The sequence below is a fragment of the Craterilacuibacter sp. genome, from assembly GCF_051659485.1.
Taxonomy (GTDB): domain Bacteria; phylum Pseudomonadota; class Gammaproteobacteria; order Burkholderiales; family Chromobacteriaceae; genus Craterilacuibacter.
On record NZ_JBOFOO010000059.1, the window covers coordinates 1 to 12,011 of the forward strand.

At 60.5% G+C, this 12,011-nt stretch carries 13 protein-coding genes; all 13 read right to left on the bottom strand.

What is annotated here, in order from left to right; all coding sequences use genetic code 11:
* Window positions 1-300: 300 nt before the first annotated feature.
* Window positions 301-870 (bottom strand): HupE/UreJ family protein, encoded by a 570-nt coding sequence (locus ACRC1E_RS01930; protein ID WP_438513420.1) that lies wholly within the window; start codon window positions 868-870, stop codon window positions 301-303.
* Window positions 863-1,498, bottom strand: coding sequence for an urease accessory protein UreG (ureG, locus tag ACRC1E_RS01935; RefSeq protein WP_124734610.1), 636 nt, complete (start codon window positions 1,496-1,498; stop codon window positions 863-865). Before ureG ends, ACRC1E_RS01930 begins: the two co-directional genes overlap by 8 nt.
* Window positions 1,499-1,537: 39 nt before the next feature.
* On the bottom strand, window positions 1,538-2,212 hold the full coding sequence (locus ACRC1E_RS01940) for an urease accessory protein UreF (RefSeq protein WP_438513421.1): 675 nt from the start codon (window positions 2,210-2,212) through the stop codon (window positions 1,538-1,540).
* Entirely contained in the window at window positions 2,209-2,715 is a 507-nt protein-coding gene (gene ureE / locus ACRC1E_RS01945; protein ID WP_438513422.1) for an urease accessory protein UreE, read from the bottom strand. The genes ACRC1E_RS01940 and ureE overlap by 4 nt, the downstream gene beginning before the upstream one ends.
* A gap of 9 nt (window positions 2,716-2,724) precedes the next feature.
* The gene (gene ureC, locus ACRC1E_RS01950) at window positions 2,725-4,428 is read right to left on the bottom strand and encodes an urease subunit alpha (RefSeq protein WP_438513423.1); all 1,704 of its coding nucleotides are present in this window, start codon (window positions 4,426-4,428) and stop codon (window positions 2,725-2,727) included.
* A gap of 2 nt (window positions 4,429-4,430) precedes the next feature.
* Window positions 4,431-4,751, bottom strand: coding sequence for an urease subunit beta (locus ACRC1E_RS01955; protein ID WP_438513424.1), 321 nt, complete (start codon window positions 4,749-4,751; stop codon window positions 4,431-4,433).
* Window positions 4,752-4,920: 169 nt separating this feature from the next.
* Window positions 4,921-5,223, bottom strand: coding sequence for an urease subunit gamma (locus tag ACRC1E_RS01960; protein WP_438513425.1), 303 nt, complete (start codon window positions 5,221-5,223; stop codon window positions 4,921-4,923).
* Window positions 5,224-5,275: 52 nt separating this feature from the next.
* Window positions 5,276-6,121 carry an urease accessory protein UreD gene (locus ACRC1E_RS01965; protein ID WP_438513426.1) on the bottom strand — a complete coding sequence of 282 codons (846 nt, stop codon included), beginning with the start codon at window positions 6,119-6,121 and terminating at the stop codon, window positions 5,276-5,278.
* Window position 6,122: 1 nt separating this feature from the next.
* Window positions 6,123-6,821 carry an urea ABC transporter ATP-binding subunit UrtE gene (urtE, locus tag ACRC1E_RS01970; protein WP_438513427.1) on the bottom strand — a complete coding sequence of 233 codons (699 nt, stop codon included), beginning with the start codon at window positions 6,819-6,821 and terminating at the stop codon, window positions 6,123-6,125.
* A gap of 1 nt (window position 6,822) precedes the next feature.
* The gene (gene urtD, locus ACRC1E_RS01975; protein WP_438513428.1) at window positions 6,823-7,665 is read right to left on the bottom strand and encodes an urea ABC transporter ATP-binding protein UrtD; all 843 of its coding nucleotides are present in this window, start codon (window positions 7,663-7,665) and stop codon (window positions 6,823-6,825) included.
* A complete protein-coding gene (gene urtC / locus ACRC1E_RS01980; RefSeq protein ID WP_438513429.1) occupies window positions 7,662-8,765 on the bottom strand; it encodes an urea ABC transporter permease subunit UrtC in 1,104 nt (367 codons plus the stop codon). The genes urtD and urtC overlap by 4 nt, the downstream gene beginning before the upstream one ends.
* A gap of 10 nt (window positions 8,766-8,775) precedes the next feature.
* Window positions 8,776-10,338: an urea ABC transporter permease subunit UrtB gene (gene urtB / locus ACRC1E_RS01985; RefSeq protein ID WP_438513430.1), complete on the bottom strand. Its 1,563-nt coding sequence runs from the start codon at window positions 10,336-10,338 to the stop codon at window positions 8,776-8,778.
* 111 nt (window positions 10,339-10,449) lie between these two features.
* Window positions 10,450-11,721 (bottom strand): urea ABC transporter substrate-binding protein, encoded by a 1,272-nt coding sequence (urtA, locus tag ACRC1E_RS01990; RefSeq protein ID WP_438513431.1) that lies wholly within the window; start codon window positions 11,719-11,721, stop codon window positions 10,450-10,452.
* Window positions 11,722-12,011 lie beyond the last annotated feature (290 nt).

Below are 12,011 nucleotides of genomic sequence, written 5' to 3' on the forward strand. Positions count from 1 at the left end.
AGCGTTGCCATACTTGCTCCCGGAAGATGCAGAAGGCCGCCGGTGGCGGCAGGTAGAGCGACAGTTTGGTGATCGCTTTAAAAAAAACCGCTGCAGCTGCAGCGGTTTTTTTTTGGAACGTCCAGCACGCACAACGGGGCTGAGGAAAATTGCCCGTCTGCTAACGCGGAGCTGGAAGTCCTATACGAGTCCGGCAAGGAGAATCGTTAGCTGAACAGCAAGTGTTGGCATACGGTATGCGTAAAAAAAGGCGGGTAGCCCCGCCTCCTAATCGATAAGTTTCGGCCCTATGCCATGCGGTCAGAAAGCCGCCATCAGCAGTACAGCCCCCGAGGCTGCAATCGCGGCCCCCAACATGCGCAGCATGCCGGATACCTTCAGCGCGCCGTGACCGATGGCCAGACCTGAGGCGTGCAACAAGGCACTCGCCAGCATGAAGCCCGACGCATAGGCGGCCGCACTGGCGTTGTCCGGCATCTCCAGCCCGTGCGCAACACCGTGCCACAGCGCGAAAAAGCCAATGCCAGCTAGCGCGAGCGCTGTGTGCACCCGGGCCACGGCAACCACCAGCAGCCCCCCCAGCATGACCGATAGCGCGATGCCGTTCTCCAATGCAGGCAGGCCGACGCCTAACATCCCAAGCATACCGCCCGCAGCCAGCGCCAGTACAAAAGTAAGTGGCCCTTGCCAGCGGGCACGCCCACCCTGCTGCGCCGCCCACAGGCCTACAGCAAACATCGCCAGCAGGTGATCGATGCCGGCAAACGGGTGGGTCAGCCCCTGAGTGAAGCTATCAGCGCCATGACCGGTATGCGCTTGCGCGAAGTTTGCACTCCCGGCAAGCAGGATAGAAAACAGAAATTTACGCATGGGGGGCTCCTTGTGCGCTCAAAGCGAGCATGCCTTTTTCTTCGATAAAATTAATGATATCCGTCAAGCCGTGCCCGCTTTTCAGGTTGGAGAAGATGAACGGCCGCGTGCCGCGCATCTTTAGGGCGTCGTGTGCCATCACCTCGAGCGACGCACCCACCAGCGGCGCGAGGTCGATCTTGTTGATCACGAGCAAGTCCGACTTGCAGATGCCGGGGCCACCCTTGCGCGGTATCTTGTCGCCCGCCGATACGTCGATTACATAGATCGTCAGGTCGGACAATTCGGGGCTGAAGGTCGCCGCCAGATTATCGCCACCGCTCTCGATAAAGATCACGTCAAGATTGGGGTGGCGTGTGTTCAGCCGCGCGACTGCCTCGAGGTTGATTGATGCATCCTCGCGGATTGCGGTGTGCGGGCATCCTCCCGTCTCAACACCAATAATACGTTCAGGCGGTAACGCTGCGTTGCGAACCAGAAACTGCGCGTCCTCCTGCGTATAAATGTCATTGGTCACGACGGCAATGTTGTAGCTATCGCGCAGCGCGGTACACAGCGCCAAAGTCAGGTGCGTCTTACCCGAGCCGACCGGCCCGCCGATGCCAACGCGTAACGGTGCATGTTGCATGCGTGCTTCTCCTTTTTGTCTTGAACGACTATCGCCGCTTCAGGAGCGGAATAGCCGGCTGTACTGCGTCTCGTGTTGTGCCGCGACCCAAGCGAGCATGGGCGCGAAATTGCTGATCTCTTCGTCCGGTAACGTCAGTGCGGTCTGCGTTGCCTGCGCGACCACAGGCAGTAAAACCGACAGCAGCTGCTGGCCGCTGGTCTGCCCCATCGGCATCGCCTTCATCAGCACCATGACCTGATTTTCCATCCAGCCCCACAGAAACGACTCGACCGCCTGCGCCGCATCCAGCTCCAGCTGGAACGCCGCGACGGCCCAGGCTACGGGCAACGCGACCGGCCCCTCGGCCAGTACTGCCGGCCAGCGCCCCTGACCTTCGGGCAGGGCTGCCAACAGTGTTTTGAGCGAGTAACCCATCTGCTCTGTCTCTGCCCTCAGCTCGCGACCGTCGCGGGAGGCCAGCAGGCGCGCGTTAAGCGCCACCAGCGCCGATGTATCATCGGTATTCAAACTGCACCAGACTCGAACCAGTAGCGCCGCTTCGAAACGCGATAGCGGGCCTGTCAGTACACCCGCGATCCACGCTTGCGCGCTGCGGCTGTCACTGACCAGCCCCAGTTCGAGCGCACTCTCCAGCCCCTGCGAGTAGCTATATCCACCGATGGGTAGGCTGGGGCTGGCCAGCCGCAGCAGCTGCAATGCAGCAAGATTCACGTTAGCGTCCCCGCCTCATTAAACAGATGCAGCTTAGGGGCGTACTGATAAGTACTGTCCTTGCCGTGCGAGTGGTGGTGGCCGCCACCATAAGCGCCGGTTTCAGGATTGAATGCAGCATCGACCGGCAAGGGCTGCAAGCCCATCTGTGCCAGCATGTCAGCCAGAACGCTATCGGCAGCAATGCGCAGTACACCGTCGCCGACCTCGATGTGCACATGGCGATTACCCAGGTGGTAGGCAGCGCGGGCCAGCAGGCGGGCGTCGGACACCCGCACTTCAATCAGCGCCTCGATGGCCGCCCGTACCCGTACCCTCCGGCCATCGGCAGCCTGCAGTACGTCGCCATCCCGCAGGGGCACGCCATCGTTGAGAAACAAGCCGGCCTCCTCTCCACTACGGGTACGGGTACGCAGTCTATGCTTGCTACGCAACTCGAACGACAGCTCCAACTCAGCATCATGCCCCTCTCCAGCAGGGGCAAAGGCATTGATCAACAGCATCGCATCACCTCAGAACAGGAAATAGAGCTGCGCCAGCGGCAGCACCTCGGCCGGCTCGCACCACAGCAGCTCGCCGTCGGCATAGACGCGATAGTTCTGCGGATCGACCGTGATTTTGGGTAGATAATCGTTGTGGATAAGATCGGTTTTCTTGACGTCGCGGCAGCCCTTGACCGCGACCAAGCGTTTTTTCAGCCCCAGCTTGTCGCCGATGCCGGCCGCCAGCGCGGCTTGCGACACGAAGGTGATGCTGCACTGCGCCACCGCCAGACCGTAGCTGCCAAACATCGGCCGGTAGTGCACCGGTTGCGGTGTCGGAATACTGGCGTTGGCATCGCCCATCGCGGCAGCAGCGATCATGCCACCCTTGATGATCAGCGACGGTTTGACGCCAAAGAATGCCGGTTTCCACAACACCAGATCCGCCAGCTTGCCCACCTCGATGCTGCCCACCTCGTGCGCGACGCCGTGCGTGATCGCCGGATTGATCGTGTACTTGGCGATATAACGCTTGATGCGCGCGTTGTCTGCGCCTTGGGGGTCGTCCGGCAAGGGCCCACGCTGACGGCGCATCTTGTCGGCGCTCTGCCAGCAGCGCAAGATGGTTTCCCCCACTCGCCCCATCGCTTGGCTATCGGACGACATCATCGAGAACGCCCCCAGATCGTGCAGGATATCCTCGGCAGCGATGGTCTCGCGCCGGATCCGGCTCTCGGCGAACGCCACATCCTCGGCGATCGCCGGGTCGAGATGGTGGCACACCATCAGCATGTCCAGATGTTCATCTATGGTATTGACGGTAAATGGCCGCGTCGGATTGGTTGAGCTGGGTAACACGTTCAGTTCGCCGCATGCCTTGATAATGTCCGGCGCATGGCCGCCGCCAGCACCCTCGGTGTGATAGGTGTGGATGGTGCGGCCCTTGAACGCGGCGAGCGTCGTTTCGATGAAGCCCGACTCATTCAGCGTATCGGTGTGGATCGCGACCTGCACATCCATTGCGTCGGCGACCGTCAGACAATTGTCTATTGATGCCGGCGTGGTGCCCCAGTCCTCGTGCAGCTTGAGCCCGATCGCACCCGCCTCGACCTGCTCGATCAGTGGTGCCGGCAAACTGGCATTGCCCTTGCCGGTAAACCCCAGGTTCATCGGAAAGGCCTCGGCCGCACGCAGCATCTGCGCCATATGCCAAGGACCCGGCGTGCAGGTGGTGGCATTGCTACCCGTGGCAGGGCCAGTTCCACCGCCTATCATGGTGGTCACTCCCGACATCAGCGCCTCTTCTATCTGCTGCGGACAGATAAAGTGAATATGGGCGTCGATGCCGCCGGCGGTGACGATCATGCCTTCGGCGGCGATGATTTCAGTTGAAGCACCGATCAGCATCGTCACTGCCGGCTGGATATCCGGGTTACCCGCCTTGCCGATGGCGGCGATGCGTCCGTTCTTCAGCCCGATATCGGCCTTGCCTATGCCCCAGTGGTCGATAATCAGCGCATTGGTAATCACCGTATCCATCACCTGATCGGCTAGCGCCTGCCCCTGTCCCTGCCCATCACGAATGACCTTGCCGCCACCAAACTTCACCTCTTCGCCGTACACGGTGTGGTCAAACTCGACCGCAGCCAGCAACTGGGTATCCGCCAGACGTACACGGTCGCCAACGGTTGGGCCAAACATTTCGGCGTATGCCTCGCGTGAAATAGTCGCCATCGTCACGCCTCCTGCTCGAGAGCACCCATGACCCGCCCCTGAAATCCGTAAACAATGCGGGCGCCAGCCAAGGCCACTAGCTCGACACTGCGCAGCTGTCCGGGTTCGAAGCGGACTGCCGTGCCGGCTGCAATATTGAGCCGATAACCCCGCGCGGCAGCACGGTCAAACTCAAGCGCATCATTGGTTTCGAAAAAATGGTAGTGCGAGCCCACCTGCACCGGCCGGTCGCCACTATTGGCCACTGACAGCGTGCGCGTGGCACGGCCGGCGTTCAGGACGATATCAGACGCGTCAGCGACCAGGATTTCACCGGGTTTCATTGCAGCACCTCAGTAACAGGGTTTGGAATAAGGCTACCGGCATGCGTCAGGCCGTGCTTGGGACAGCGTGGCTGTTGCAAGGAGGCACAGAACGGCAGCGATGTGAGAGCGGCAGGCGACTGCCCGCCCGATCGGACGGCGCAAAGTTTGACGATAGGCATGACAGTCCTCAGACGATGGGCTGGTGAACGGTGACCAGCTTGGTTCCATCCGGGAAGGTTGCCTCGACCTGAATCTCGGCGATCAGCTCGGCAACACCCTCCATCACGTCGTCACGCGTCAGCAAGGTGGTGCCGATATGCATCAGTTCTGACACCCTCTGCCCGTCACGCGCGCCTTCCATAATCGCGGCGCTGAGATACGCGACAGCCTCCGGGTAATTGAGCCGGAGCCCGCGCCCACGACGACGCTCTGCCAGCAAAGCGGCTGTAAAGATCAGTAACTTATCCTTCTCGCGCGGGGTCAATTCCATGGCATGCTTTCGTGTAGAGTTTGCATTGTTATGCAAAAAGAATGCCAAGTAATCAGGTAGCCCAGATGCGGGGCGCGACTGCGTCTACACCAAGCATGAACGGGCGCAGCTGCTGCCACAATCCCGCGACCCACGCGTGCGCCGCCTCCGCTGAATGAGTCAGGCAACGGGCAACAAATACATCCGGCAATTGTGAGACTCCGGCTCGACCGGCACAGGGATAGGCACGACAAACATCAAGCAACGCGTCCGGCAAAGGCGGGCCGGCCCACATCAATAAGCCCACCACCGTATGGCCGTCCATACCAACTGGCGAAGAGAGCTGCGTGTCACCACCTCGCAGCGCGCTTTGCTCGCTCCACAGTAAGGAGCCATCGCGCCAGACCTCTACCGTCTGGCGCCAGCTTCCGTGCGCGAATGGTGCAGCGGATGCCGGCCGTCCCAGACAGACCACATCCGAATACAGCAGCGTCGCGTCGCCCTCCAGCTCGAAACACGCAGCCAGATCGACCTCGGCGCCGTCGAACAGAATGGTCTCCAGCGGTAAATACTCAAGTGATGCACCGGCAGCAACGCGGGCACTAAGGTGCTGGCTCGCACGCCGGCCGAAGCTCTGATACCACTTGGCCGCGCCCGGGCTGGTCAGCAACACCCGGCTAGCGGCGGCCAGCTTGATGTCCAGAGTCAGGCTGTCGCCTCCCGCGATGCCGCCAGGTGGATGGACTACGATGTGCTGGCACACCCCCGATGGCTCGGTAAAGTGTTTTTGCACCCGCAGCGGTCCCACATGCCGCCGATGCACCGGAATGGTGCAACCATCCCGCCGTGCATAGGCTAATTCCAGACGTGCGTCCCAACCGGACGCCAAGGTGCACTCTGCCGGCAGGTCTCGATTCATCTCAGATCGCCAACAGTTCGCGCACGCCGCCAGTGGCCATCTCGCGCCCGGCACCCGACTTCACGACCTCGCCGCGGGCCATCACCAGATAACGGTCAGCCAGAGCCTCGGCAAAGTCGTAATACTGCTCAACCAGTACGATCGCCATCTCACCGCTCGCCGCCAGGCGACGGATCACCGCTCCGATGTCTTTGATGATTGATGGCTGGATACCCTCGGTCGGTTCGTCCAAAATCAGCAGCGACGGCCGGCTGACCAGCGCACGCCCTATCGCCAACTGCTGCTGCTGACCACCGGAAAGGTCGCCACCGCGGCGCTGCGACATGTCTTTTAGCACCGGAAACATTTCGTAGACAAAGCCGGGGATCTCGCGTCCGGCGCGGCCACCGAAACGTGCCAGCCCCATCAGCAGGTTTTCCTCTACCGTCAGCCGGGCAAATATCTCACGCCCCTGAGGTACATAGGCGATACCGTGCGCTACCCGCGCGTGCGGCGTCAGCCCATTCAGACTGCGCGCCTGCCAGCTGATCTGGCCACTACGTGCCGGCAGTTGGCCCATCAGGCAACGCAACAAGGTACTTTTGCCGACACCGTTGCGCCCGAGCACACAAGTCACCTCGCCGACCTGCGCCTCGAACGACACGTCGCGCAGGATATGGCTGCCACCATAGTATTGATTGAGTCTTTCCACTTTCAACATGTCAGCGCCCCAGATAAACCTCTATGACCCGCTCGTCGGCCTGCACCTGCGCCAGCGAGCCTTCCGCCAGCACCGCGCCCTCCGCCAACACCGTGACCCGCTCGGCAATGCTGCCGACAAAGGCCATATCGTGCTCGACCACCATCAGCGAATGCCGCCCCTTAAGCGAGCACAACAATTCGGCGGTCTTTTCGGTTTCTGCGTCGGTCATGCCAGCCACCGGCTCATCCAGTAGCAATAGCTGCGGATCCTGAGCAAGCAGCATGCCAATTTCCAGCCACTGCTTCTGTCCGTGCGACAGCAAGCCAGCCGGGCGGCGGCTAAGCTCGGTCAGGCGCGTCAGTGTCAGTAGCTCGTCAATCCGGTCATGCTGCTCGCCGGACAGGTGGTGACGTAAGCTGGCCCAGACACCCTTGTCACCTGACAGCGATAGTGCCAGATTATCGGTGACGCTCATCGCCTCGAATACCGTTGGCTTCTGAAACTTGCGCCCGATGCCCAGACGCGCGATCTGGGCTTCGCGATAACGGGTCAGATCGATTGTCTCGCCGAAAAATACAGTGCCAGAGTCGGGCCGGGTCTTGCCGGTAATCACATCCATCATCGTGGTCTTGCCGGCACCATTTGGACCGATCACACAACGTAGTTCGCCCACGCCGATCTCGAGATTAAGGTGGTTCAGCGCGCGAAAACCATCGAACGAAACGCATACATCTTCCAGGTACAGTATCTGCCCGTGGCTGGTATCCAGCCCCGTACCGACCAGATGGGACAGGCCGCTGGCCTCGCCCTCCCAGCCTTGCGCCGGAGCATCAATCTCGGGTAATAGGTGCGGAATACTCATGATGTTTTGTCCTCACCACGCCGGATCAGTCCCATCAGGCCACGCGGTAGCAGCAAGGTGGCAGCGATAAACAAAAAACCGAGGAAAAACAGCCAGTACTCGGGAAAGGCAACGGTAAACCAGCTTTTGGCACCATTAACGACAAACGCGCCGAGAATGGGACCAAGCAGCGTGCCGCGCCCGCCCAGAGCCACCCAGATCGCCACCTCGATCGAGTTGGCCGGACTCATCTCGCCGGGGTTGATAATGCCGACCTGTGGCACATAGAGCGCACCGGCTAGCCCGGCAAGCATCGCGGAAAGTACCCAGATTGCCAGTTTGAAGCGCATTGGGTCGTAGCCGCAAAACATCAGGCGGTTCTCGGCGTCACGCACAGCGGTCAGGATGCGCCCGAAGCGCGATTTCACCAGCCACAGGCTAGCTGCAAGGCTGCCACCCAGTAGCAAGACCGATAGGGAAAACAGCACGGCGCGGGTCTCTGGCGCTGTGATGGCGTAACCGGCAATACGTTTGAAGTCGGTGAAGCCGTTATTGCCGCCAAAGCCGGTTTCGTTGCGAAAAAATAGCAACATGGCGGCGTAGGTCAGCGCCTGCGTGATAATGGAAAAGTACACGCCCTTGATGCGCGAGCGAAAGGCTAGAAAGCCGAACACCAACGCCAGCAAGCCCGGCACAGCCACCACCAGCAGCATGACCCATAGAAGGCTGTCGCTGCCCCACCAGAACCATGGCAGGGTGTGCCAGTCAAGGAACACCATAAAGTCCGGCAACGCACTTTGGTAATTGCCGTCGCGACCGATGCCGCGCATCAGGTACATTCCCATTGAGTAGCCGCCGAGGGCAAAGAAGAGCCCGTGACCGAGGCTGAGCAGGCCGGTATACCCCCAGACCAGATCGAGCGCGAGCGCAAGCACGGCAAAACAGACGATCTTTCCCAATAAGGTCAGCGTATAAGCCGATACATAAAGCGCCGAATCGGGGGCAATGAACACATGAGACAGTGGTAAAGCCAGTGTCAGCATGACCAGTAGCGCAAGCACTGCGCGCGCCAATACCGGGCCCAGCTGCGCCATCAGGCGTAGAGTCAGAGGTTGGTGCATGGTATCGCTCCTAGTCGGTCACCCGCCCTTTGAGGGCGAACAGGCCCTGCGGACGCTTCTGGATAAACAGGATGATGAAGGCGAGGATCAGGATCTTGGCGAGCACGGCACCCAGTGTCGGCTCCATCACCTTGGACAGCATGCCAAGCCCCATGGCGCCGATAACGGTACCGGCTAGCTGTCCGACTCCGCCGAGTACCACCACCATAAAAGAGTCGACGATATACGCCTGCCCCAGATCAGGCCCGACATTGCCAATCTGGGACAGTGCGACGCCACCAAGGCCGGCGATGGCGGAGCCTAGCCCGAAAGCCAGCATATCGACGCGCGCCGTGGCGACGCCTACGCTATCAGCCATGCGCCGGTTTTGCGTCACCGCGCGCACGAAAAGCCCCAGACGGGTACGGTTGAGGATCAGCCAGCAGGCCAGCAGCACCAGCACCACAAAAGCGATAATCGCAATGCGGTTATACGGCAGGGTCAGCATCGGCGTGAGCGTGTAGCCACCGGAAAGCCAGCTAGGATTAGCCACCTCGACGTTTTGCGCACCGAAAATGACCCGCACCGACTGCATCAGCATCAGGCTGATGCCCCAGGTTGCCAGCAGCGTCTCTAGCGGCCTGCCATACAGGTGGCGGATCACCAGTCGTTCGAGCACCATACCGATGATAAATGTCACCGCAAACGCCACGGGTAAGGCTACGACGAGGTAGTAGTCGAAAGCGCCTGGCAGATAGGCGCGAAACAGGTTCTGCACCACATACGTTGCATAAGCACCCAGCATCAGCATCTCGCCGTGGGCCATATTAATCACGCCGAGCAAGCCGTAGGTAATCGCGAGTCCCAGTGCGGCCAGCAGCAGCACTGATCCCAGGCTTACGCCGCTGAACGCATTGCCGACCAGATTCCAGCTAAACTCGCGCGCCTCGATCGCAGCAGAGGCAGCCTTGGCCGCTTGGGCAATGGTGCCATCCGCATCGCGTGTAAGCGGCTCCAGCAAAGCGAGTGTCGCTGCATCCTTGCTCTCCCCCAGGGTAGCAATCGCAGCCAGTCGCACGGCCTGGTCGTTGCTGACCAGCGCCAAGCGGGCCTCTGCCTCCGACAGGAGCGCGCTGACCTGCGCATCGCGCTCCAATGACTGACGTCGCTGCAACAATGGCAGCAATGCTGCGTTGCCGGCATCGCGTATCGCAGCCACCGCGCGGCTACGCACGGTGGGGTCGACATCGCCAAGCGCGCCTGCCGCTCGGTACACCTCGATCGCACTACGCACGCGGTTATTGACCACCAGCGCCTCAGCATCGTCCGGCAACGTTGCCGGTCGGCCACTGGCAAGCTCGGTGATTGCCTCGCCATGCTGCAGCCAGCTGCGGCCATCCGGCGCGACAAACAATTCGCCGTTTTCCAGTGAGGTAAGCGCTGCCTCGCGTGCGGCGTCGGGTGCCACGGCCCAGCCGGCAATCAGCTCGGCGCGCGCAGACGCGTCGGCCGATGCCAGCTCGGCCGCCGGCGGCGCGGCCCAGGCCACGCCCGCAACCAAGCAGGCCAACGCGATAATCAGGCGTTTTAGCATTGAATTCCCCGTGCTATTGAGTCGGACGCAGCGGCTCGCTCCGCTACCCGGTCCTGCGTCCCAAGACTGCCTGTCAGCGGACAGACCTCTGCCCGCTGACCCGACGTCCGCTTACAGCTTGGTCTTGACCGGCGTATCAGGCTTGCCGGCATTGCCGGGGATATACGGACTCCACGGCTGCGCGCGCACCGGTGCGGGTGTTTTCCATACCACCGAGAACTGACCGTTAGCCTGTACTTCGCCTATCATTACCGGCTTGTGCAGATGGTGGTTCTTCGCATCCATCTGCAGTACCATGCCGCTAGGTGCCTTGAAGCTCATGCCGGCCATCGCCTTACTTACCGCATCAACATTGGTGGTCCCCGCCTTCTTCACCGCTTCGGCCCACATATTGATTCCGATATAGGTTGCCTCCATCGGATCGTTGGTCACCAGCTTGTCGGCATTGGGCAGTCCCTTCTTCTTCGCCCACGCCTTGTAGTCCTTCACCCACTGTCCATTGACTGGGTTCTTCACCGACATAAAGTAGTTCCACGCCGCCAGGTGCCCGACCAGCGGCTTGGTATCGATCCCCTTGAGTTCTTCCTCGCCAACCGAGAATGCCACCACCGGCACGTCGGTCGCTTTAACCCCCTGGTTACCCAGCTCTTTGTAGAACGGCACGTTGGAATCACCGTTGATGGTCGAAACCACGGCGGTCTTACCACCAGCAGAGAATTTCTTGATATTGCCGACAATGGTCTGATAGTCACTGTGACTAAACGGGGTATACACCTCAAGGATGTCCGAATCCTTCACCCCCTTGCTCTTAAGGAAGGCGCGCAGGATCTTGTTGGTAGTGCGTGGGTAGACGTAGTCAGTTCCCAACAGGACAAAGCGCTTGGCGGCACCACCGTCCTTGCTCAACAGGTACTCGACGGCAGGAATGGCCTGCTGGTTGGGGGCTGCACCGGTGTAGTAGACGTTCGGCGACAGCTCTTCGCCTTCATACTGCACGGGGTAGAACAAGAGCCCGTTCATCTCCTCGAATACCGGCAACACCGACTTGCGCGACACGGAAGTCCAGCAGCCAAAGGTCGCCGCCACCTTGTCTTTACTCAATAGCTGGCGTGCCTTCTCGGCAAATAGCGGCCAGTTGGATGCCGGATCGACCACCACCGGCTCGAGTTTCTTGCCCAGTACCCCGCCTTTGGCATTGATCTGATCGATGGTGAACAGCGCCATATCCTTGAGCGAGGTCTCGGAGATGGCCATGGTGCCGGAGAGCGAATGCAGGATGCCGACCTTGATCGTATCGGCGGCGGCAAATGCGCTGGATGCCCCGCAGGCGAAAAGCGAAGCGGCGATAACAGACTGCTGGAGAAACTGACGGCGTGTGGACATGACTGTATCCCTAGTTAGCGTGCAAATTGATGCGGTGCAATATCAGACTAGGGGCTCTGCGCCACATCAGGAATACGTCAAATAACGCATACGCATCATCTGACAGACAGCTACACGCTATTGCCCCGCTGGGGCACAGCCATTACCGGGCATGCTTTTTGCTCAATAACAGCAGGAGCAAGAAGCCTATGCAGACAAAAAAACAGTGACACACACCCGGAACAGGACAGTCCTCCATCAGGAAACGTCACGCAGCACCTGTGTGCGCCCAGCCGCGAGCGGTGTAAGCA

Excerpts from the sequence above, each read along its gene's own strand:
- urtE (WP_438513427.1), bottom strand. The coding sequence starts at position 6,821 with ATGTTGAAAGTGGAAAGACTCAATCAATACTATGGTGGCAGCCATATC.
- urtC (WP_438513429.1), bottom strand. The coding sequence starts at position 8,765 with ATGCACCAACCTCTGACTCTACGCCTGATGGCGCAGCTGGGCCCGGTA.
- ACRC1E_RS01955 (WP_438513424.1), bottom strand. The coding sequence starts at position 4,751 with ATGAAACCCGGTGAAATCCTGGTCGCTGACGCGTCTGATATCGTCCTG.
- ACRC1E_RS01960 (WP_438513425.1), bottom strand. The coding sequence starts at position 5,223 with ATGGAATTGACCCCGCGCGAGAAGGATAAGTTACTGATCTTTACAGCC.
- ureG (WP_124734610.1), bottom strand. The coding sequence starts at position 1,498 with ATGCAACATGCACCGTTACGCGTTGGCATCGGCGGGCCGGTCGGCTCG.
- ureE (WP_438513422.1), bottom strand. The coding sequence starts at position 2,715 with ATGCTGTTGATCAATGCCTTTGCCCCTGCTGGAGAGGGGCATGATGCT.
- ACRC1E_RS01965 (WP_438513426.1), bottom strand. The coding sequence starts at position 6,121 with ATGAATCGAGACCTGCCGGCAGAGTGCACCTTGGCGTCCGGTTGGGAC.
- urtA (WP_438513431.1), bottom strand. The coding sequence starts at position 11,721 with ATGTCCACACGCCGTCAGTTTCTCCAGCAGTCTGTTATCGCCGCTTCG.
- ureC (WP_438513423.1), bottom strand. The coding sequence starts at position 4,428 with ATGGCGACTATTTCACGCGAGGCATACGCCGAAATGTTTGGCCCAACC.
- urtB (WP_438513430.1), bottom strand. The coding sequence starts at position 10,338 with ATGCTAAAACGCCTGATTATCGCGTTGGCCTGCTTGGTTGCGGGCGTG.
- ACRC1E_RS01930 (WP_438513420.1), bottom strand. The coding sequence starts at position 870 with ATGCGTAAATTTCTGTTTTCTATCCTGCTTGCCGGGAGTGCAAACTTC.
- urtD (WP_438513428.1), bottom strand. The coding sequence starts at position 7,665 with ATGAGTATTCCGCACCTATTACCCGAGATTGATGCTCCGGCGCAAGGC.